The sequence below is a fragment of the Pseudomonas sp. Mb7 genome (genome assembly GCF_054790525.1).
The window spans coordinates 3,659,419-3,682,784 of record NZ_CP186501.1 but is presented as its reverse complement, the minus strand read 5'-3'; the positions used below and the strand labels follow the sequence as shown (position 1 = coordinate 3,682,784).

General features: G+C 60.7%; 10 protein-coding genes. 6 read left to right on the top strand and 4 right to left on the bottom strand.

What is annotated here, in order from left to right:
- Positions 1–26 precede the first annotated feature (26 nt).
- Genes atuC through ACOYXH_RS16465 form a run of 3 tightly spaced genes read right to left on the bottom strand, consistent with a single transcriptional unit; the run spans position 27 to position 4,313 of the window.
- Positions 27–1,643 carry a geranyl-CoA carboxylase subunit beta gene (gene atuC, locus ACOYXH_RS16475; RefSeq protein ID WP_460409814.1) on the bottom strand — a complete coding sequence of 539 codons (1,617 nt, stop codon included), beginning with the start codon at positions 1,641–1,643 and terminating at the stop codon, positions 27–29.
- A 3-nt stretch (positions 1,644–1,646) separates the two neighbouring features.
- Entirely contained in the window at positions 1,647–2,516 is an 870-nt protein-coding gene (locus tag ACOYXH_RS16470) for an SDR family oxidoreductase (RefSeq protein WP_095048428.1), read from the bottom strand.
- A 12-nt stretch (positions 2,517–2,528) separates the two neighbouring features.
- The gene (locus tag ACOYXH_RS16465; protein ID WP_095048427.1) at positions 2,529–4,313 is read right to left on the bottom strand and encodes an acyclic terpene utilization AtuA family protein; all 1,785 of its coding nucleotides are present in this window, start codon (positions 4,311–4,313) and stop codon (positions 2,529–2,531) included.
- Between the two features lie 184 nt (positions 4,314–4,497).
- Here ACOYXH_RS16465 and ACOYXH_RS16460 point away from each other — a divergent pair, with 184 nt between their 5' ends.
- The 3 genes from ACOYXH_RS16460 to ACOYXH_RS16450 all read left to right on the top strand — a co-directional run bounded on the left by ACOYXH_RS16460 (position 4,498) and on the right by ACOYXH_RS16450 (position 7,112).
- Complete coding sequence (locus tag ACOYXH_RS16460; RefSeq protein ID WP_095048426.1) at positions 4,498–5,121, top strand: TetR/AcrR family transcriptional regulator; 624 nt, start codon at positions 4,498–4,500, stop codon at positions 5,119–5,121.
- Positions 5,122–5,213: 92 nt separating this feature from the next.
- Positions 5,214–6,011 (top strand): substrate-binding periplasmic protein, encoded by a 798-nt coding sequence (locus tag ACOYXH_RS16455; protein WP_460409813.1) that lies wholly within the window; start codon positions 5,214–5,216, stop codon positions 6,009–6,011.
- An 87-nt stretch (positions 6,012–6,098) separates the two neighbouring features.
- Positions 6,099–7,112 (top strand): GNAT family N-acetyltransferase, encoded by a 1,014-nt coding sequence (locus ACOYXH_RS16450; protein WP_095048424.1) that lies wholly within the window; start codon positions 6,099–6,101, stop codon positions 7,110–7,112.
- Between the two features lie 108 nt (positions 7,113–7,220).
- Here ACOYXH_RS16450 and ACOYXH_RS16445 read toward each other — a convergent pair whose 3' ends face one another.
- On the bottom strand, positions 7,221–7,775 hold the full coding sequence (locus ACOYXH_RS16445; RefSeq protein WP_095048423.1) for an RNA polymerase factor sigma-70: 555 nt from the start codon (positions 7,773–7,775) through the stop codon (positions 7,221–7,223).
- A 372-nt stretch (positions 7,776–8,147) separates the two neighbouring features.
- On the opposite strand from ACOYXH_RS16445, the gene ACOYXH_RS16440 reads away from it, so the two are divergent.
- From ACOYXH_RS16440 to ACOYXH_RS16430, 3 genes are all read left to right on the top strand, one after another.
- Entirely contained in the window at positions 8,148–21,146 is a 12,999-nt protein-coding gene (locus ACOYXH_RS16440) for a non-ribosomal peptide synthetase (protein ID WP_460409812.1), read from the top strand.
- Between the two features lie 182 nt (positions 21,147–21,328).
- Positions 21,329–22,153 (top strand): alpha/beta fold hydrolase, encoded by an 825-nt coding sequence (locus tag ACOYXH_RS16435; RefSeq protein ID WP_460409811.1) that lies wholly within the window; start codon positions 21,329–21,331, stop codon positions 22,151–22,153.
- A 177-nt stretch (positions 22,154–22,330) separates the two neighbouring features.
- The gene (locus ACOYXH_RS16430) at positions 22,331–23,359 is read left to right on the top strand and encodes a ParB/Srx family N-terminal domain-containing protein (RefSeq protein ID WP_258708602.1); all 1,029 of its coding nucleotides are present in this window, start codon (positions 22,331–22,333) and stop codon (positions 23,357–23,359) included.
- Positions 23,360–23,366: the final 7 nt, after the last annotated feature.

The window sequence follows — 23,366 nt, the reverse complement described above, 5'->3', positions numbered from 1 at the left end:
ATTGTTCTCCGTAAGATCCGTGGCGGTCAGAACCGGCTGACGCCGAAGCTGTTGGGTTGCAACGTGCGAATGTCGGCCTCGTGGCAGATGTCCAGCAAGTAGCCAAGCAGGGTGCGCGTGTCGCGGGGGTCGATCAGCCCGTCATCCCACAGATTGGCGCTGCCGTAGAGCGCGGTGGATTGACTGTCGAGTTTCTGCGCGGTGACTTGTTCGAGCATGTCGAGCATTTTCGGGTCTGGCGTCAGGCCGTCCTTCAACTGCTTGGCTTCGGTAACGATGCGCAAGACTTTGCCGGCCTGCGCACCGCCCATCACCGCCGTGCGGCTGTTCGGCCAGGCGAAGATGAAGCGCGGATCGAGACCACGCCCACACATCGCGTAGTTGCCAGCACCGTAGGAACCGCCGACGACCATCGTCAGTTTAGGCACCCGTGCATTGGCTACCGCTTGAATCAGTTTCGAGCCGTGTTTGATCACGCCTTGCTGCTCGGATTCGGTGCCGACCATGAAACCGGTGGTGTTGTGAAAGAACAGCAGTGGCGTCTGGCTCTGATCGCACAACTGAATGAACTGCGCCGCTTTGCTCGCGCCGTTGGGTGTGATCGGGCCGTTGTTGCCGATGAACCCGCAGGCGCGGCCCTGAATCTTTAGCTGGCCGCAAACTGTTTGCTGATCGAACTCGCCCTTGAATTCGACGAAGCAGGATTCGTCGGCAATGCGCGCGATGATTTCGCGTACGTCGTAAGGTTTTTTCGGATCGTCGGGGATCAGCCCGAGCAATTCATCGATGGGGTAGAGCGGCTCTTTGTATTGTGGCTCCGGCAGCCACGGCAGTTGCTCGTTCCACGGCAGCATACGGAGAATTTCGCGCACCTGACGCACGCCATCGGCATCGTTTTCCGCCAGGTACTCGGCCGTTCCAGCGACCTGCGCGTGCATCTCGGCACCACCGAGTTCTTCATCGGTGGCGACTTCGCCAGTGGCCGCTTTCAGCAGTGGCGGACCGGCGAGAAACAGCTTGGCCTTGCCGCGCACCACCACCACGTAATCCGACAACCCCGGCTGATAAGCGCCACCGGCCGTGGCCGAACCATGCACCACGGTAATCTGCGGCAAACCCATTGCCGACATCCGCGCCTGATTGGCAAAACTGCGCGCGCCTTCGACAAAAATCTCCGCCGCGTAATTGAGGTTGGCGCCGCCACTTTCGGCAAGGGTGATCACCGGGAGTTTGTTTTCCTGGGCGATTTGTTGCAGGCGCAGGGATTTTTTCAAGCCAGTGGGCGAGATCGTCCCGCCCTTGATTGCGCTGTTGTTCGCCACCACCATCGCGCGAATGCCGCAGACGTAACCGATACCGGCGATCAGTCCGCCACCGGCGGAACTGCCGTCCTTGTCGTCGTGCAACTTGTAGCCGGCGAGGCTGGCCAGTTCGAGAAACGGCGCGCCGGGATCGAGCAACAGATTCAAGCGCTCACGGGGCAGCAGTTGCCCGCGCTTGTCGAACCTGGCTTTGGCTTCGGTGGCCTTGTTCAGCAGACTCTGTTCGAGTTGCTGCACATGTTCGATCGCCGCGAGCATGGCCGAGCGGTTGCGGGCAAACGCTTCGCTGTGCGGGTCGAGTCGGGACTGGATCTGCGGCATGGCTTACTCCTTGTCCTTCAGCACATCGGGTAAATACGCGCGGTGGAAACCGTTGAACGACTCGCTGTGGGTCGCCTTGTGCAACGGCCATGCACGGCTGCCGAGGCTGGCCGCGCCGTCGATTTTCAAGGTGCTGCCACTGATAAATGCGGCGGCCGGGCTAAGCAAAAAAACAATCGCCGCACTGACTTCCGACTCGGTGCCGATACGCTTGAGCGGCACGTGTTCGCGCAGGGTCGGAATCACCGCTTTGAACGCGCCTTCGTAAGTGTCCATGCCGCTGGAGGCAATCCAGCCCGGCGCCACCGCGTTGACCCGCACGCCGGCATAACCCCATTCGAACGCGGCAGTTTTGGTGAAGTTGTCCATGCCCGACCGCGCCGCGCCAGAGTGACCCATGCCGGGCATGCCGCCCCACATGTCGGCGAGCATGTTGACGATGTTGCCGCCGTGTTTGCTCATCGACTGGTTGAACACTTCCCGCGCCATCAGAAAACCGCCGACCAGATTGGTGCGCAGCACGGTTTCGAAACCTTTCTGATTGATCGAGGCCAAGGGCGACGGGTACTGGCCGCCGGCATTGTTGACCAGACCGTGGATCGGTCCGTGTTCAGCAATCAATTCGCTGACCAGTTGTTTTACCGCTTCTTCATCGCGGATATCGCAAGCCTTCCAGTGCGCGCGGCCACCGTCCTCGGCGATTTCGTCGGTGACCTTTTGCAGTTTCTCCGGCTTGCGCCCGACCAGCAGTACATTGGCGCCGAGGGCCGCCAGTTCATGGGCGGTGCAGCGACCGATGCCACTGCCGCCACCGGTGACGATGATGGTCTGGCCGCTGAACAGACCGGCGTTGAAAATCGACGCGTAAGCCATGCAAACAATCCTCTAGTCGAGTTGTTCGGCGATGCTCTGCGGCACCGGGATCTGGATTTCCAACAGTTGCTGGGCGAAGGCTTTGCCTTGCGGATCGATGCGCAGACTGGCCACGCCGCCACCGCCGAGGGCGTTTTCCAATAGAAAATTCAGGCTGTGGGTGCCGGGCAGATACCAGCGTTCGACCCGGCCGTGGATCGGGTCGAGTACGTGGCTCATCCAGTCGACAACCACGGCCGGGGTCAGCGCTTCGGCGATCCACGGCAGGTATTCGGGTTTGCGCGGCATCACGCCAATGTTGCTGTGATTGCCCTTGTCACCGGAGCGCGCGACGGCCAGTTTCACCAGCGCCACACTGGCATCGGCGCGGCCCTGTGGTTTGGGCGGCTGATGGGGCAGGGGCAAATCCGCGCTGTCGAGTGCGCTGAGCGAAGGCAGGGCGCATGGATAACGTTGACCGGCCATGTCGATCTGTACTGTGCAGGCGCTTTTATCGATCAGGAATGAAAACAGACGAATCAGCGGATACACCGTTGGCCGCCCGCCGACGATGCCGGTCAGCCCCGGCGCCATGCCGGTGGCGGCCTGGGCAATCTCCCGGGAGAACAGTACCAGCGCCTGTTTGTCTGGATGACGTACGGCGAGCTTGATAACCACTTCGCGGCTGTCGCGGCGTTGGCCATGAGGGCCGTAGGTGGCTTCGCTGCCGAGCAGTTCGATGTTGATTTCGCTGTAGGGCGCCCAGCCGCGCTGGCTGAACATTTGCGAAGTCTTGTCGATGATCGCCTGACTGACCCGCTGCGCTTTTTCCACTGCATCGATACCGGCGATCAGGCAACTGGCGGTGCAACGAAACCCTTCCGGGTAGGTGGCGCTGACCTTGTATTTATCGCTTGGTGGCAGGCCTTTGGCGCCGTGGACGTGCACGGCATTCTTGCCTTGTTGCTGAAGTCTGACCCCAGTGAAATCGCAGACTACATCGGGCAACAGATACGCCTGTGGATCGCCGATTTCATACAGCATCTGTTCGCCGACAGTCAGCGGGGTGACCAGTCCGCCTGAGCCTTGCGGTTTGCTGACGATGAACTGGCCGTCGGCGCTGACTTCCACGATCGGAAAGCCGATGTGCTCGTAATCCGGCACTTCGCGCCAATCGGTGAAATTGCCGCCGGTGCATTGCGCGCCGCATTCGATGATGTGCCCGGCGAGCGCAGCCTGGGCGAGTTTGTCGTAGTCGTGCCATGACCAGCCGAATTCATGCACCAGCGCCGCACTGACCACCGCGCTGTCGACCACGCGCCCAGTGATGACAATGTCGGCGCCCAGGCGCAGCGCTTCGACAATGCCCGGCGCGCCAAGGTAGGCGTTGGTCGACACGCACATTGGCGGCAGCGGGGCGCCGCTGAACATTTCGGTGATGCCGCTGAGCTGTTTGAGCTGTGGTTGCAGATCATCGCCCAGTAATACGGCGATTTTCAGTGCGACGCCGGCCTTGTCGCAGGCCGCTTGCAGGGCGGCGGCGCAGGCTTGCGGATTGATCCCGCCGGCATTGCTGATCACGCGGATGTTCTGCTCGGCCAGTTGTGGCAGCAGAGGTGTCAGCGCGTCGATGAAGTCGCCGGCAAACCCCGCCTGTGGGTCCTTCATGCGTGCCCCGGCCATGATCGACATCGTGATCTCGGCCAGGTAATCGAACACCAGATAATCCAGCTTGCCGCCGTCCACTAACTGCGCGGCGGCGGTCGAGGTGTCTCCCCAGAATGCACTGGCGCATCCGATGCGAACGGTGGTGGGCATTTTTATCTCCGACTCAGCAACCTGCGACAGAAGTGTCTGGAGGCTACCAAGCAAGCGCTTGGTTTGTAAACAGTTGAAACTATCTTCTGCCCAAGCGCTTGCTTGGTTGCCGCTGGCGGCTTAAATTGCGCGCAACCCTGCGGTTTCAGGGGGCAACAGACTGATCGACTGTAGGAGAGAACGGGTGGACGAGCAAAAAGCCCTGAGGGTCATGCGCGATTTGGTCGACGAAGGCCAGTTGACCGACCCTGACAGCGCCCGCGGCAAATTGCTGCAAGTGGCCGCTCACCTGTTCCGCAACAAAGGCTACGAACGTACCACGGTGCGCGATCTGGCCGGCGCCGTCGGCATCCAGTCGGGAAGCATTTTTCATCACTTCAAAAGCAAGGATGAAATCCTCCGGGCGGTGATGGAGGAAACCATCCGCTACAACACCGCGTTAATGCGGGCAGCTCTGGCCGATGCGGCCAATGTGCGCGAACGCGTGCTGGCGCTGATTCGCTGCGAACTGCAGTCAATCATGGGCGGCAGCGGTGAAGCCATGGCGGTGCTGGTTTATGAGTGGCGTTCGCTGTCCGAAGAAGGTCAGACCCAAGTGCTGGCACTGCGCGATGTCTACGAGGACATCTGGCTGCAAGTGCTGGGTGAGGCCAAGGACGCAGGATTTATCCGTGGCGATGTATTTATTACCCGACGTTTCCTCACTGGCGCACTGTCCTGGACGACCACCTGGTTCCGTGCCGGCGGCAGTTTGAGCCTCGATCAGTTGGCCGACGAGGCGTTGATTCTGGTCCTCGAAGAGCGTTGAAGCACTTTCTATCGGGCCGGGAAACTGGCTAACTGGGCGAAACCGCCTAGCTTGAATGCATTGATCGGTATTTTTTCGGGGAGTGGGGTGTTTTGAAGTCTTTGCCAATTCGGACGGCCGCGGGCTTGATGCTCGCAGCGCTGGCTGCATTTTGGGTATTGCCCGCTCAGGCAGCGCAATTGATCCGGGTCGGCGCGGCGCATTTTCCGCCTTACACCGTTCGCCCGGAAAACGGTGCCGACACAGGCCTTCTGCCGCAATTGGTCGAGGCCCTCAATCGCCTGCAAAGCGACTATCAGTTCGTCCTCGTGCCCACCTCGATTCCCCGGCGTTTCGGTGACTTCAAGCAGGGCCGGATCGACATGGCAATTTTCGAGAATCCCGATTGGGGCTGGAAGGAAATTCCCCACACAGATGTCGACATGGGTCTTGAGGATGCGGAAATTTTCGTCGCACAACGCGAAGATGGCCGGCAGCAGAATTATTTCGCCGACCTCACTGGCAAGCGCCTGGCTCTGTTCAGCGGTTATCACTACGAGTTCGCCAACTTCAACGCTGACCCGAAATACCTCGCACAGAATTACAACGCCACGCTGACCTATTCCCACGACAGCAACCTGCTGATGGTGCTGCGCGGGCGCGCCGATGTTGCCTTGGTGACCCGTTCCTATCTGTTCGATTACCTGCTGCGTAACGAGAAGGTGCGCGACGAGTTGCTGGTGTCGCAGCGCATCGATCAGGTCTATCACCATTACGCGATTCTTCGTCCGACCGCGCCGATCACCGGCGCGGCGTTTGGCAAGTTGTTGCAGGGTTTGCGCGACAACGGTGAAATGCTGAAGATTTTCGATCCGTACAAGATTGCCGTAGTGCCGGTGCCTCACCACTGAGGCAGCGATTTCTGGGCAAAGCCTAAATTTTCCCTCCCGGATCACGTCCCATCGTTGAACTGTCGACGATTATCGTGAGCCCGACCCATGTCCAATCTGAATGACCTGACTTCCCTGGCCTTGCCTGCGGGCAGTCAACTGATCGCTGATGTCAGCGAAAACCGTTTGAGCCTGAGCCTGGACGGACAACCGCTGATCCGCTTGCGCCTCGATCGAGACGCAAAGGGGCCGATCCAGATCGATGAGCGTTTTGCGTTGCCGCCCGGGCAGGCGTTGTGGGCAGCCTGTTACTGGCTGTTCGCACGGGATCCGGCGTGCCGTCAATTGACCTGGCAACTCGATCAGCCACCGACCGAAGCCTTGCTCAGTGGCTTGCTGGTGAGCACCGAAGTGGCCGGCGAATATCGCTGCGAGCGCACGCTGTTCTGGCAGTTGCCGCAACCGTGGCTCGGCACTTCGCTGAGTGGTAGTTATCCGCAGCAGATGGTCATCAGCCAGGGCAAGCGTCATCCGCTGCGGCCAGTCAAACCGCGTGGTGAAGTGTATCGGCGTTTCGATGCCCGCCTTGGTGCGTGGATTTCCCTGCGCACTGTAGAGATCGAAGCAGACCTGGCGCGCTTCAACCGCTGGCAGAACAGCCCGCGCGTTGCCAGTTTCTGGCAGGAAGAGGGCAGCCTCGAGAAGCATCGCGAATACCTGAGCAAGCTCGATGCTGACCCGCATACGCTGACGCTGATTGGCTGTTTCGATGATCAGCCGTTTGCCTATTTCGAAGCCTACTGGGCCAAGGAAGATCGCATCGCGCCGTTCTACGATGCCGACAACTACGATCGCGGTATTCACATGCTGGTCGGCGAGGAAGAGCACCGTGGCCCGCATAAAGTGGCGAGCTGGTTATCGGCGCTGGTGCATTACCTGTTTCTTGATGATCCGCGCACTCAGCGGGTGGTCGCCGAGCCGCGGGCCGACAACGCGAAGATGATCGGCCATATGCAGAATCAGTGCTTTCACTGCGAGAAGGAATTCGACTTTCCGCACAAGCGCGCGGCGCTGATGATGCTGGGGCGTGAGCGGTTTTTTGATCGCTGCAAGTTGGCTTGAGGTCATTTAAAAGCAAAAGATCGCAGCCTTCGGCAGCTCCTACAGAGGAATGCATTTCCATGTAGGAGCTGCCGAAGGCTGCGATCTTTTTTATCTGTCGGCGCGGTCTCAGCGACGACCCACGGCTACCGCATCCTGACGGCTGCCCGAGACCTTGCGGCAGTGCACCAGTGCATCACGAATCATGAAGTTGACCAGGGTCGGCGAAACACCCAGTTCCTTGGCAATGTCCTTTTGCGGCACGCCGTGCAGGCGGTACATCTCGAACGCATAGCGCGTGCGGCTGGGCAGTTCGGTCAGCGCGTCGGCGATGTTTTCCAGGGTCGAGAAATTGATATGCGAGGTTTCCGGCGAAGCACCCTGGATGACCACATTCAGCCCTTCCTCTTCAGGGCCGGAGTACTTCTGCTCAAGCGCCTGTTTGCGGTAATGATCGATGGCGAGGTTGCGCACGATCTGGAACAGATAGCTCAGTTGAGCCTTGATCGACGACGTGATCGGTGGCGCCGATTGCAGTCGGAAAAACGCATCCTGCACCACATCTTCGGCGCGCGACCGGCAGCCGGTAATGCGGGCTGCAATCTTGACCAGAATCAGTCGATTGTCGACGAATGCCTGAAGTAGCGGTGAATCGCACTTGCTTGTGGATACTTGTTCCGTCATGGAAATCACCTTGCTGCCAAATAGGTTCGTGGGACGCCTTGGGGGATGGGGGCGTCCTACACATCGAGCGACAAATTATGTTGAATGATAATGATTGTCAATTGAGAAAGAGAAGTAATGCGCCACAAAGGTGCGTTCTGAGAACTGCGACACGCCGCCACACCCCGGCCCCATTGGCGATCCAGCCTGCCGACTAATTATTTCAAGACGTCATCCGTTCTCATTGGTGAATGGTTCCCGGTGCACAACCCCGGCCACACCGCATTCCGCAGCCTTGCGCGGTCGGCACAGACCGCGCCCTGCATGCCCTTCGAGGGGCGTGACGCAGCAAACCCGATTCCATTAGCAAGCCGAATTCAGGCAGGAAACCTCATGACCGACGCGTTCGAACTACCCAGCACCCTGGTCCAAGCCCTCCAGCGCCGCGCGGCCCTGACGCCGGATCGACTGGCCTTGCGTTTTCTCGCCGAAAACGAAGAGCAGGCTGTGGTACTCAGTTATCGTCAGCTGGATGAGCGCGCACGCATGATCGCCGCCGCGTTGCAGGCTGACGCTGAATTCGGCGACCGTGCGGTGCTGCTGTTTCCCAGCGGTCCGGATTACGTCGCGGCATTTTTTGGCTGCCTATACGCCGGCGTGATCGCAGTGCCGGCCTATCCGCCGGAATCCGCGCGCCGTCACCATCAGGAGCGTTTGCTGTCGATCATTGCCGACGCCGAACCGCGTCTGCTGCTGACCAGCGCCGACCTGCGCGACGCCTTGCAGCAGATTGAGGGTGCGCCGCCGTTGTTGTGTGTCGACACTCTCGACAAGACACTGGCGCAAAACTGGGTTGAACCGAGCCTGCCGCAAGACCACATCGCCTTCCTGCAATACACCTCCGGTTCGACTGCACTGCCCAAAGGCGTGCAAGTCAGCCACGGCAATCTGGTCGCCAACGAACTCCTGATCCGTCACGGTTTCGGCATCGACGTGAACCCTGATGATGTCATCGTCAGCTGGCTGCCGCTGTACCACGACATGGGTTTGATCGGTGGTCTGCTGCAGCCAATTTTCAGCGGCGTGCCATGCATTCTGATGTCGCCGGCGTACTTCCTCGGTCGGCCATTGCGCTGGCTGGAAGCGATCAGCGAATACGGCGGCACCATCAGCGGCGGACCGGACTTCGCCTATCGCTTGTGCAGCGAACGGGTCAGCGAGTCGGCGCTGGAACGTCTCGATCTGAGTCGCTGGCGCGTGGCCTATTCTGGTTCCGAGCCAATCCGTCTCGACACCCTGGAGCGCTTCGCCGAGAAGTTCGCCGCATGCGGTTTCAGTGAGCACAGCTTCATGGCCTCGTACGGTTTGGCCGAAGCCACGCTGTTCGTCGCCGGCACCCCGCGCGGCACCGGTATCCCGGCACTGCGGGTGGACGATCAGGCGCTGGCACAAAACCGCGCCGAGCCGGGCGATGGCAGCCCAATCATGAGTTGTGGTATCAGCCAACCGGAACACGCGGTGCTGATCGTCGAGCCAAAGACACTCGTCGAACTCGCCGACAACGCGGTCGGCGAAGTCTGGGCCGCAGGCCCGAGCATCGCCCACGGCTACTGGCGCAATCCTGAAGCGAGCGCCAAGACCTTCGTCCAGCACGCCGGCCGCACCTGGCTGCGCACCGGCGACCTGGGCTTCATGCGCGACGGTGAGCTGTTCATCACCGGACGCCTGAAAGACATGCTGATCGTGCGCGGCCACAACCTGTATCCACAGGACATCGAAAAAACGGTCGAGAACGAAGTGGAAGTGGTGCGCAAGGGTCGCGTCGCTGCATTTGCGGTCAATCAGGATGGCGAGGAGGGCATCGGCATTGCGGCGGAAATCAGCCGCAGCGTGCAGAAAATCCTCCCGCCGGAGGCGTTGATCAAAGCCATTCGCCAAGCCGTGGCTGAGGCTTTTCAGGAAGCCCCGAGCGTGGTGGTGCTGCTTAATCCCGGCGCCTTGCCGAAAACTTCCAGTGGCAAATTGCAGCGTTCGGCGTGCCGCAATCGTCTGGCCGATGGCAGCCTCGACAGCTACGCGGTGTTCCCGTCGAGCACCGCTGAAAGCCAGGGCGCAGTCACCAGCGCCTCAGAACTTGAGGGCTTGATCGGCAAGATCTGGGCTGAGCAACTCAACGTCAAACAGGTCAACGCCGACGATCACTTCTTCCTGCTCGGCGGCAACTCGATCGCCGCTACGCAGGTGGTCGCCCGCGTGCGTGAAGAGCTCGCGCTTGAGCTGAACCTGCGCCTGTTGTTCGAAGCACCGACCCTGTCAGCGTTCGCCGCAGCCGTTGCGCAACAGCAGCAGGACGGCGGCAGCGCCCAAGGTGCAATCACCACACTGTCGCGCAGCGAGCCGATGCCGCAATCGCTGGCACAAAACCGTTTGTGGATGACCTGGCAACTCGACCCACAGAGCAGCGCCTATAACATTCCCGGTGCCCTGCGTTTGCGCGGCGAACTGGACGAAGACGCCTTGCATGCCAGCTTCCAGCAACTGATCGAGCGCCATGAATCCCTGCGCACGCGTTTCTTCGAGCGCGACGGCGTGGCTCTGCAACAAGTGATTGCCGGCACCGAATTCAACCTGCAACTGATCGACATCAGCGACTTGCCGGCGCCCGAGCGCGAGGCCCGTGCGCAACAAATCCGCGAAGGCGAAGCACGCACCCGGTTCGACCTGGAAAAAGGTCCGCTGCTGCGGGTGACGCTGGTGCGTCTCGACGACGAAGATCACCAATTGCTGGTGACGCTGCACCACATCATTGCCGACGGCTGGTCCCTGAACGTATTGATCGACGAATTCTCGCGCCTTTACGCCGCTGCTTCGCAAGGAGCGACAGCCAACCTCGCGCCATTGCCAACCCAGTACGCCGACTACGGCAGCTGGCAGCGTCAATGGCTAGCGCAAGGCGAGAGCGCGCGGCAACTGGCGTGGTGGAAAGCGCAGTTGGGCGACGAGCATCCAGCGCTGGAGCTGGCCACCGATTACCCACGATCCGCCAAACAAACTCACAGCGCCGCACGTCACTCCGTGCGTCTGGGCGCGAGCCTCAGCGATGCGATCCGTAACACGGCACAGGCTCAGCAATCGACCCCGTTCATGCTGTTGCTCGCGGCATTCCAGAGCCTGCTGCATCGCTACAGCGGTCAGCGCGACATCCGCATCGGCGTACCGAACGCCAACCGTCCACGCCTGGAAACCCAGGGCCTGATCGGCTTCTTCATCAACACCCAAGTGCTGCGAGCAGAGATCGATTCGCGCCTGTCATTCGTTGCGCTGTTGGCCCAGACCCGCAACGCCACACTCGGTGCCCAGGCGAATCAGGATCTGCCCTTCGAACAACTCCTCGAAGCCTTCCCGCAGGCCCGCGAACAAGGTCTGTTCCAGGTCATGTTCAACCACCAGCAACGTGATCTGAGTGCGCTCAAACGTCTGCCGGGTCTGCTCGCCGAAGAACTGCCGTGGCACAGCCGCGAAGCCAAGTTCGACCTGCAATTGCACAGCGAAGAAGACCGTAACGGTCGCCTGACCCTGTCGTTCGACTACGCCAGCGAACTGTTCGATGTGGCGACCATCGAGCGTCTGGCCGAGCATTTCAGCAACCTGTTGCGCGACGTCTGCGAACGTCCGGAGCAAGCCATCGGTGCTCTGCAACTGCTGACCGCCACTGAGCACGATCAGCAACAACACTGGGGCGTTGCGCCATGCACCCCGGCGCAACAATGGCTGCCAGAACTGCTCAATGAACAGGCGCGCCTGACCCCGGAACGCACCGCGCTGGTGTGGGACGGTGGCAGCCTCGATTTCGCCGAACTGCACACGCAAGCCAACCGCCTTGCGCATTATCTGCGCGACAAAGGCGTCGGCCCGGATGTCTGCGTGGCCATCGCCGCCGAGCGTTCGCCGCAACTGCTGATCGGCCTGCTGGCGATCATCAAGGCCGGCGGCGCCTATGTGCCATTGGACCCGGATTACCCGGCGGATCGCCTGGCTTACATGCTCAGCGACAGCAGCGTCGAACTGCTGCTGACCCAAACCGAATTGCTCGGCCGCTTGCCGGCCAGCGATGGCGTCAGTGTCATCGCCATGGACGCGTTGCACTTGGAAAACTGGCCGAGCCAGGCACCGGGCTTGCACCTGCACGGCGACAACCTCGCTTACGTGATTTACACCTCGGGTTCCACCGGCCAACCGAAAGGCGTCGGCAACACCCACGCGGCACTGGCCGAGCGTCTGCAATGGATGCAGAACACCTACCGCCTCGATGAAACCGATGTGCTGATGCAAAAGGCACCGATCAGTTTCGACGTGTCGGTGTGGGAATGCTTCTGGCCACTGATCACCGGCGCGCGTCTGTTGATTGCCGGCCCCGGCGAACATCGCGATCCGCATCGCATCGCCCAGTTGGTTCAGGCCTATGGCGTGACCACGCTGCACTTTGTGCCGCCATTGCTCTCGCTGTTCATCGACGAACCACTGAGCACTGAATGTACCAGCCTGCGCCGGGTATTCTCTGGCGGTGAAGCGCTGCCCGCCGAACTGCGCAACCGCGTCCTCGCGCAACTGCCAGCGGTGCAACTGCACAACCGTTACGGCCCGACCGAAACCGCGATCAACGTCACCCACTGGCATTGCACCACTGCCGATAGTGAGCGCTCGCCGATTGGTCGTCCGCTGGGCAACGTGATCTGCCGCGTGCTCGACGCCGATCTCAATCCAGTGCCGGCAGGCGTGCCGGGTGAGTTGTGCATCAGCGGTATCGGCCTGGCTCGTGGTTACCTTGGTCGTCCATCGATGACCGCTGAACGTTTTGTGGTCGATCCATTGGGTGAGCAGGGCGCCCGTTTGTACCGTACCGGTGACCGTGCGCGCTGGACCTCCGATGGCGTGATCGAATACCTCGGCCGTCTCGATCAGCAAGTCAAACTGCGTGGCTTTCGCGTCGAACCGGAAGAAATCGAAGCACGCTTGCTCGCCCAGGACGGCGTCGCCCAAGCCGTGGTCCTGGTGCGTGAAACCGCTGCCGGCGCGCAATTGATCGGCTACTTCACCGCCACCGATGCCAGCGAAGATCACGACGAACAAAACACTCGCCTGAAAACCGCGCTGGCCGCCGAGCTGCCGGAATACATGGTCCCGGCGCAACTGATGCGTCTCGACGCCATGCCACTCAGCCCCAGCGGCAAACTCGACCGCCGCGCCTTGCCCGAGCCGCAATGGCAAGTGCGTGAACACGTCGAACCGGTCACTGCACTTGAACAGCAGATCGCCGCGATCTGGCGCGAAGTGCTCGGTCTGCCTCAAGTCGGTCTGCGCGACGACTTCTTCGCCCTTGGTGGCCACTCGCTGCTGGCCACGCAAATCATCTCGCGTACTCGTCAGGCCTGCGACGTCGAGCTGCCGTTGCGCGCCTTGTTCGAACACAGCGAACTCGGTGATTTTGCCGAACAGATCCACCTGATCCAGGCCAGCGGTCGCACGAACAAACAGCCACCGATCGACAAGGTTGATCGCAGCCAACCGGTGCCGTTGTCGTACTCGCAACAGCGCATGTGGTTCCTCTGGCAGATGGAGCCGGACAGCCCGGCGTACAACGTTGGCGGCATGGCGCGCCTGCGCGGCGTGTTGCATGTCGAGTGTTTCGAGGCGGCGTTGCAAGCGCTGATCCTGCGCCACGAAACCCTGCGCACCACGTTCCCGAGCGTCGACGGCGTCGCCCGTCAGCAGGTGCATGGCGAAACCGGTGTGCGCATGGGTTGGAAGGATTTTTCAAAACTTGCCGCCGATGTGCGTGAGCAAAAGGTTCAGCAACTGGCCGATGACGAAGCTCATCTGCCGTTCGATCTGGAAACCGGCCCGCTGCTGCGCGCCTGTCTGGTGAAGACTGCCGAGCACGAACATTACTTTGTCCTGACTCTGCACCACATCGTCACCGAAGGCTGGGCGATGGATATTTTCGCCCGAGAACTCAGTGCGCTGTACGAAGCCTTTGTCGATGACCGTGATTCGCCGCTTGAGCCGCTGCCGGTGCAGTACCTCGACTACAGCGTCTGGCAACGCAACTGGCTGGAATCCGGCGAGCGTCAGCGCCAACTCGACTACTGGACCGCGCAACTCGGTCGTGAACATCCGCTGCTGGAATTGCCGGGTGACCGTCCGCGTCCCCCAGTGCAAAGCCATCAGGGTGAGCTGTTCCGTTTCGACCTTAGCGACGAACTCGCCGCGCGGGTTCGTGCGTTCAACGCGCAAAACGGTCTGACCCTGTTCATGACCATGACCGCCGCACTCGCGACGCTGCTTTACCGCTATAGCGGCCAGACTGATCTGCGCATTGGCGCGCCGGTGGCCAACCGCATTCGCCCGGAAAGTGAAGGGCTGATCGGTGCATTCCTCAACACCCAAGTGCTACGTTGCCAGCTCGACGGCATGATGTCGGTCGGCGAACTCTTCGAGCAGGTGCGTCACACCGTGATCGAAGGCCAGTCGCATCAGGATCTGCCATTCGATCATCTGGTTGAAGCCTTGCAACCGCCGCGCAGCGCTGCGTACAACCCGCTGTTTCAGGTGATGTGCAACGTGCAGCGCTGGGAATTCCAGCAGAGCCGCATGCTCGCTGGCATGACCGTCGAGTACCTGGCCAACGATGCACGAGCGACCAAGTTCGACCTCAACCTGGAAGTCACCGACCTCGACCATCGCCTCGGTTGCTGCCTGACTTACAGCACCGATCTGTTCGACGAGCCGACCATCGCGCGCATGGCCAAGCATTGGCGCAATCTGCTCGAAGCGCTGATCGCCGATCCGCAACAGCGCCTCAGTGAATTGCCGCTGCTCGATGCGCCTGAGCAACAGCACCTGCTCGATAGCCTCGGCATCGAGTCGGGTGAGCATCGTCTCGATCAGTGCATCCATCACCTGTTCGCCGAACAGGCGCTGGCGCGCAAAGACGCGCCGGCCCTGACCTTCGCCGGGCAGACCCTGAACTACGCCGAACTCGACGCCCGCGCCAATCGTCTGGCCTGGGCCTTGCGTGAGCGCGGTGTCGGCCCGCAAGTGCGCGTTGGCCTGGCGCTGGAGCGTTCGCTGGAAATGGTCGTCGGCCTGCTGGCGATTCTCAAGGCCGGCGGTGCGTACGTGCCGCTAGACCCGGAATACCCGCTCGACCGTCTGCATTACATGATCGAAGACAGCCGCATCGGCCTGCTGCTCAGTGATCGCGCCATGTTCAAAGCTCTCGGCGATCTGCCGCCAAGTGTGGCGCGCTGGTGTCTGGAAGACGACAGCGCGGCACTCGCCGCTTACCCGGCCAGCGAGCTGCCGTTTATCAGTCTGCCGCAGCATCAGGCGTACCTGATTTACACCTCGGGTTCGACCGGTAAACCGAAAGGCGTGGTGGTCTCCCACGGTGAAATTGCTATGCACTGCCAAGCCGTGATCGAACGTTTCGGCATGCGCCCGGACGACTGCGAACTGCATTTCTATTCGATCAACTTCGACGCGGCGACCGAGCGTCTGTTGGTGCCGTTGCTCAGTGGCGCGCAGGTGGTGTTGCGTGCGCAGGGTCAGTGGGACGCGGAAGAAATCTGCGGTTTGATCCGCACGTATAAAATCAACGTGCTTGGTTTCACCCCGAGCTACGGCAGCCAGTTGGCGCAGTTCCTCTCAACGCAAAACGAAATCTTGCCGGTGCGGATGATCATTACCGGCGGCGAAGCGCTGACCGGTGAACACCTGCAACGGATTCGCGCGGCGTTCAAACCGGCGATGTTCTTCAACGCTTACGGCCCGACCGAAACCGTGGTCATGCCGCTGGCCAGTCTGGCGCCGGAGGTGCTGGACGAGGGCGCCGGCAGCGTGCCGATTGGCAGCGTGATTGGCGCGCGTGTCGCGTACATTCTCGACGCCGATTTGGCATTGGTACCGCAAGGTGCGACCGGTGAGTTGTTCGTCGGTGGGGCCGGTCTGGCGCAGGCGTATCACGACCGTCCGGGCATTACCGCCGAGCGTTTTGTCGCTGACCCGTTCGCCACCGATGGCGGGCGCATGTATCGCACCGGTGACCTGGTGCGCCAGCGTGCCGATGGTTTGGTGGAATATTTGGGACGAATCGACCATCAGGTGAAAATCCGTGGATTCCGTATCGAACTGGGCGAAATCGAAACGCGTCTGCTTGATCACGATTCGATCCGTGAAGCCGTGGTGCTCGCACTGGATGCCCCGAGCGGCAAACAACTGGTTGGCTATCTGGTCACCGAAGTTGCTGAGCAAAGTGAAGCCCGTCAGGCTGAACTGCGCGACGCCCTCAAGGCGCACCTCAAGGCACAACTGCCGGATTACATGGTGCCGACCCACCTGATTCTGCTGGCGAGCATGCCGCTGACCGCCAACGGCAAACTCGACCGCCGCGCCTTGCCGGCGCCGGATCCTGAGTTGAATCGTCAGGACTACGTCGCGCCGAGTAACGAACTGGAGCAGACCCTGGCGCAGATCTGGTGCGAGGTGCTCAACGTCGAACAGATCGGCCTCAACGACAACTTCTTCGAACTCGGCGGCGATTCGATTCTGTCGATTCAAGTGGTCAGCCGTGCGCGTCAGCAAAGTATTCATTTCAGCCCGCGTGATCTGTTCCAGCATCAGACCGTACAGACTTTGGCCGCTGTAGCCAGTCGTACCGAGCAGGTGACGGCCGAGCAGGGCCTGGTGGCTGGCGAATCGGCCCTGACGCCGATTCAACATTGGTTCTTCGACACGGAAATCCCTGAACGTCAGCACTGGAACCAGGCGTTGTTGCTGGAGCCAACTGTGGCGCTGGAACCGCATCGTCTGGAGCAGGCGCTGCTGGCGGTGATTGAGCAGCATGACGCCTTGCGTCTGCGCTTCACCGAAGCCAATGCTGAGTGGCAAGCCACGCATCAACCGGTGTCCGACGTTGCTGTTCTCTGGCAAGTACGCGTCGCGTCGATGGACAAGTGCGAAGCGCTGTTCGCTGATGCCCAACGCAGCTTGAATCTTGCGCAAGGTCCGTTGTTGCGTGCCCTGCTGGTTGACGGCCCTGAAGGTCAGCAACGCCTGTTCATCGCGATTCATCACTTGGTGGTCGACGGCGTGTCGTGGCGCGTTTTGCTCGACGATCTGCAAACCGTGTATCGCCAACTCGACGCCGAACAAGCGGTAAAACTGCCGGCGAAAACCAGCTCTTTCAAGGACTGGGCTGCGCGTTTGCAGGCCTACGCCGGCAGCGAATCACTGCGCGAAGAACTCGACTGGTGGCAGACCCAACTGGCCGGGCCGAACGCTGATCTGCCCTGCGAAAATCCACAGGGCGGCCAGCAGAATCGTCACGCACAAACCGTCAGCGTGCGCCTCGATGCCGAGCACACCAAACAGTTATTGCAACAGGCTCCGGCGGCCTATCGCACGCAGGTCAATGACCTGCTGCTGACGGCGTTGGCCCGAGTGTTGTGCCGCTGGAGCGGTCAACCGTCGGCGCTGATTCAACTGGAGGGTCATGGCCGCGAAACCCTGTTCGACGAGATCGACCTGACCCGCACCGTCGGCTGGTTCACCAGCGCTTACCCGCTGCGTCTGACCCCGCACAACATCGAAGAAGCTGCGGGGCAGGGCGCTTCGATCAAGGCAATCAAGGAGCAGCTGCGCGCGGTGCCGCACAAAGGCCTCGGTTATGGCGTGCTGCGTTATCTCGCCGATGACCTCAGCCAGCGCAGCATGGCCGCGCTGCCGCATGCGCCGGTCACCTTCAACTACCTCGGCCAGTTCGACCAGAGCTTCGGCAGTGATGCGCTGTTCCGTCCGCTGGACGAGCCGGTCGGTGGCGCCCACGATCCGCAGGCGCCATTGCCCAACGAGTTGAGCATCGACAGCCAGGTTTACGGCGGTGAATTGCTCCTGCGCTGGACCTTCAGCGCCGAGCGTTATGACGCGCAAACCATCAACGATCTGGCCGACGCCTACCTTGGTGAACTGCAAAGCCTGATCACCCATTGCCTGCAAGACGAGGCCGGCGGCCTGACGCCATCGGACTTCCCGCTGGCCAGACTGACTCAGGCGCAACTCGATGCCTTGCCGGTGCCGGCCGCGCACATCGAAGACGTTTATCCGCTGACGCCGATGCAGGAAGGCATGTTGCTGCACACCTTGCTCGAACCGGGCACTGGCCTGTACTACATGCAGGATCGCTACCGCATCAACAGCGAACTCGACCCGCAGCGTTTCGCTGAGGCCTGGCAAGCGGTGGTCGCCCGTCACGAAGCGCTGCGAGCCTCGTTCTGCTGGAACGTCGGCGAAGACATGCTGCAAGTGATTCATACGCCGGGTCGTACGCCAATCGAATATCTGGACTGGAGCGCCATTGCTGAAAACGAGCAGGAACCGAAGCTGCAAGCCCTGCTGAAAAGCGAGCGCGAGGCCGGTTTCGATCTGCTCAATCAGGCGCCGTTCCACTTGCGCCTGATCAAGGTCGGCGCGGCGCGTTACTGGTTCATGATGAGCAACCACCACATCCTCATCGATGCCTGGTGCCGCTCGTTGCTGATGAACGACTTCTTCGAGATTTACACCGCACTGGGTGAGGACCGTGAAACGCAACTCGCCGTGCCGCCGCGTTATCGTGATTACATTGGCTGGCTGCAACGTCAGAGCCTGGCCGAGGCGCGGCAGTGGTGGCAGCACAATCTGCAAGGGTTTGAGCGCACCACGCCGATCCCGAGCGACCGTCCATTCCTGCGTGAACATGCCGGTGAAAGCGGCGGCATGGTCGTCGGCGACCGCTACACCCGCCTCAATGTCGAGGACGGGGCGCGTCTGCGGGAACTGGCGCAGGCCCATCAACTGACCATCAACACCTTCGCCCAAGCGGCGTGGGCCTTGGTCCTGCGGCGCCTGAGCGGCGATCGTGACGTGCTCTTCGGTGTGACCGTGGCCGGGCGCCCGGTGGACATGCCGGAAATGCAGCGAACTGTCGGCCTGTTCATCAACAGCATCGCGCTGCGGGTGAAAATGCCTGAGGACGATCAGCGCAGCAGCGTGCGTCAGTGGCTCAGTGGTTTGCTCGACAGCAACATGCAACTGCGCGAGTACGAATACCTGCCGCTGGTGAACATCCAGGAACAGAGCGAATTGCCGAAAGGCCAGCCGCTGTTCGACAGCCTGTTTGTCTTCGAAAACGCCCCGGTGGAAGTTTCGGTACTCGATCATGCGCAGAGCTTGAATGCGACTTCGGACTCGGGCCGTACGCACACCAACTTCCCGCTGACGGCGGTGTGTTACCCAGGCGATGACCTCGGTCTGCACCTGTCGTATGACCAGCGTTATTTCGACGAATCGACCATCGAACGCATGCTCGGCGAGTTCAAACGTCTGCTGCTGGCGCTGGTCGATGGCTTCCATGGCGACATGGCCGATCTGCCGCTGCTAGGCACAGAGGAACAGGACTTCCTGCTGCACGGTTGCAACCAGAGTGCCCACGATTATCCGCTGGAGCAAAGCTACGTTGCGCTGTTCGAAGCGCAGGTCGCTGCGCATCCGCAACGGATTGCCGCTACGTGCCTTGATCAACAACAGAGCTACGTCGAGCTGAACCACAACGCCAACCGTCTCGGTCATGCACTGATCGCCGCCGGTGTGCAGATGGATCAACCGGTGGCCTTGCTCGGCGAACGTAACCTTGATCTGCTCGGCATGATCATCGGCAGCTTCAAGGCCGGCGCGGGTTATCTGCCGCTGGATCCGGGCCTGCCGAGCCAGCGTCTGCAACGCATCATCGAGCTGAGTCGCACGCCGGTGCTGGTCTGCTCCAAAGCATGCTTTGAACAAGCGCAGACTTTGCTGGATGAATTCAGCTGCGCCAATCGCCCGCGCTTGCTGGTGTGGGAGGAGATTCAGGCGGCAGCGACTTCGGCGCAGAACCTGGGCATTTACAGCGGCCCGGACAACCTCGCCTACGTGATCTACACCTCGGGCTCCACCGGCCTGCCGAAAGGCGTGATGGTCGAGCAGCGCGGGATGCTCAATAACCAGTTGAGCAAGGTGCCGTACTTGGATCTGAGTGATGCCGATGTGATTGCACAGACCGCTTCGCAAAGCTTCGATATTTCGGTCTGGCAGTTCCTTGCCGCGCCGTTGTTCGGAGCGCGAGTGGACATCGTGCCGAACACCATCGCCCACGATCCGCAAGGTTTGCTGGTGCATGTGCAAGCGCAGGGCATCACCGTGCTGGAGAGTGTGCCCTCGTTGATTCAGGGCATGCTCGCCTCGGAGCGCCTGAGTCTTGATGGCTTGCGCTGGATGCTGCCGACCGGTGAAGCAATGCCGCCGGAGCTGGCGCACCAATGGCTGCTGCGTTATCCGGACATTGGTTTGGTCAATGCGTACGGCCCGGCGGAGTGCTCGGACGACGTGGCGTTCTTCCGCGTCGACATGGCCTCGACGCGCGGCAGTTACCTGCCGATCGGCACGCCGACCGACAACAACTTGCTGTACCTGGTCGATGGCGCGCTGGAACTGGTGCCGTTGGGCGCAGTGGGTGAGTTGTGTGTTGCCGGGACCGGCGTCGGGCGCGGTTATGTCAGCGATCCGTTGCGTACGGCGCCGGTGTTTGTACCAAACCCGTTCGGTGCGCCGGGCGAGCGTCTGTATCGCACCGGTGACTTGGCGCGGCGTCGCAGTGACGGTGTGCTGGAGTACGTCGGCCGGGTCGATCACCAAGTGAAGATTCGCGGTTATCGCATCGAGCTGGGTGAGATCGAAGCGCGCCTGCATGAACAGCCGGAAGTGCGCGATGGCGCGGTCGCTGTGCAGGAGGGCGTCAACGGTAAACACTTGGTCGGTTATCTGGTTGCGGCCGATTCAGCACTCAATCCGAGCGAACGCCTGGAGCGGATCAAGCAGCGCCTGCGCGCCGAACTGCCAGAGTACATGGTGCCGCTGCACTGGTTGTGGCTCGAGCAAATGCCGCTGAATGCCAACGGCAAGCTCGACCGCAAGGCCCTCCCGGAGCTGGAGATCGGCCTGTTGCAGAGCCAGGATTATCTGGCCCCGCGCAATGATCTTGAACAGACGTTGGCTGATATTTGGGCCGAGGTGCTGAAGGTCGAAAAGGTCGGTGTACGCGACAACTTCTTCGAGCTGGGCGGGCATTCGTTGCTGGCCACGCAGATCGCCTCGCGGGTGCAGAAAACCCTGCAACGCGATGTGCCGCTGCGGGCGATGTTCGAGTGCAGCACGGTGGAGGAGTTGGCTGAGTACGTCGATGGATTGGCGGCGAGTGATATCACCGAGGAGAAGGTTGATCGGTTGAATGATCTGATGGCGGAGCTGGAGGGCTTCTAGTTCCTTAGCGCCTGCAATGGCCTCATCGCGAGCAGGCTCACTCCTACAGGGGAACGCATTCCAAAATGTAGGAGTGAGCCTGCTCGCGATGAGGCCGGTACATTCATGTACATTTCCAAGGTTGACGATAAAGAACCGGCAGCTCAGTCTGCCGGTTCTCTTTTTTGTCGCGGGGGTGGTCGATGCCTTTTTTCACGGTTGACGGACAAGCGCTGCATTACATTGATCAAGGCACTGGTCCGGCAGTTTTGCTGGCCGGCAGTTATCTGTGGGATCAGGCCATGTGGGCGCCGCAGATCGCCGCGTTATCGCCGCACTATCGGGTGATTGCGCTGGATCTGTGGGGCCACGGTGAGTCGGGACGGTTGCCTGAAGGCACGACATCACTGGATGACATTGCCAGTCAGGCGCAGGCTCTGCTCGATCATCTGGATATCGAACGTGTCACCCTGATTGGCCTGTCGGTCGGCGGCATGTGGGGCGTGCGTCTGGCGTTGTCGGCACCGCAACGGATCAACGGTCTGGTATTGATGGACACCTACGTTGGCGTCGAACCTGAACCCACCCGTCAGCATTACTTCTCGCTGTTCAAGCAAATTGAGGAAACCGGCGAAATCTCCGAGCAACTACTGGATATCGTTGTGCCGATTTTCTTCCGTCCGGGGATCGATCCGCAGTCGGCGCTGTATCAGGATTTCCGCGCGAAACTGGCGGCGTACTCTTCGGATCGGCTGCGCGAAAGCATCGTGCCGATGGGGCGAATCACCTTTGGCCGTGATGACTTGTTGCCACGGTTGGGCAAGTTGAATGCGGCGACCACGCTGGTCATGTGCGGCGATCAGGACAAACCACGGCCACCGTCAGAAGCTAAAGAAATGGCCGAGCTGATCGGTTGCCCGTGGGTGTTGGTGCCGGAAGCGGGGCATATCTCCAATCTGGAGAATCCGCAGTTTGTCACCGAGGCGTTGCTTACCTTCCTCAGCGAGCGCAACCGAATTACCGGGTAATTGCACTTCGCGGGCAAGCTCGCTCCGATACTCGACCGCACCCTGACTGAGGACGCGCGGCTAAAAGCAGGAGCGAGCCGGCTTCGCGCGCAGATCCGCCGATGGGGCCAGCCCAGGCACCGCAAAGCTGAAATCTGAGATACTGCCGCCCGCAAAGACAATCATTAAGGGACTGATGTGGAGCAATTTTACTGGCGCGATCTCAAGGATCTTGAGGACAAGTGGGCCGGCTTGAGCGTTGAAGTCAAACGAGCGAAATCAGCCAAACCTCCGCTGCATCTGCAGAGCGGTAACAACGGTCGGATGAAGCTGATGCTCAACGACATCCCGTTGTTTTGGGGCACCATCGCCACCTCGTATTACGGTGCGTGGCTGGTTCGCAATCCGCAGTCCACTCAACTGGACTCGTCACCGGTTCCTGCCATTGGTGCGGCTGACGTTCAGGAACATTTTGATTTACCCCCTGATGAGCGCATCCGCCACTGGTGCCGTTATTTCATCAACAGGTTGATGGATAATCAGGCGGACTTTCTCTATCCCGGCCATTGGGTGGCGCGTCCTCTGCTGCCCGCTGCTGCCCGCTATACCTACGGCGAAGGCGCAAAGGGCTGGTATTTCTCAACGCCTGCAGAAGCTTCCAGCCATTTGCCGAAATGGTACGCGCGCGGTGACGGCATTCTCGACAATGTGCAGCCGCAAACCGTGCATTGGCTCGATTGGGATCTGGGTCATCTGATCGGCTTGCACACGGTGGATCCATTGGCAGGCCGGATGAAATGGTGGCGTAAAAAAGCCAGGGAAGGCAGCTTGCCGCCCATCTTGCTCTGGTATGTGGGCGCGTTGTGCTCGTACGTGATCATCGATGGCCACTACCGGTTGCAGGCAGCGCTCGACGAGGGCATCAAGCCCGACTTTATCGTTTTGAGCTCCACAGAGGCCCGGCAGGTCAAATTGTGCGAAGACACACAACAGCGAGTGTTCAGCTCACTGATGATGCAAAGCGCAAAAAATCCGGATTTTGATGTGCGAACATTGAATCAGGCGCTGATCAGCACCTTTGATGATCGTCCCTATCACTGGGCGGGTACGCACGCCTGGGCGGGCATCACGTCGGATCAACAGTGGATAGCTGAGGTTACGACGTTCCTGAAAGAGCAGGGGACAACGGAGTATCTGGAGGACATTATCGGCCGAAGCGAATATTGATGGCTCC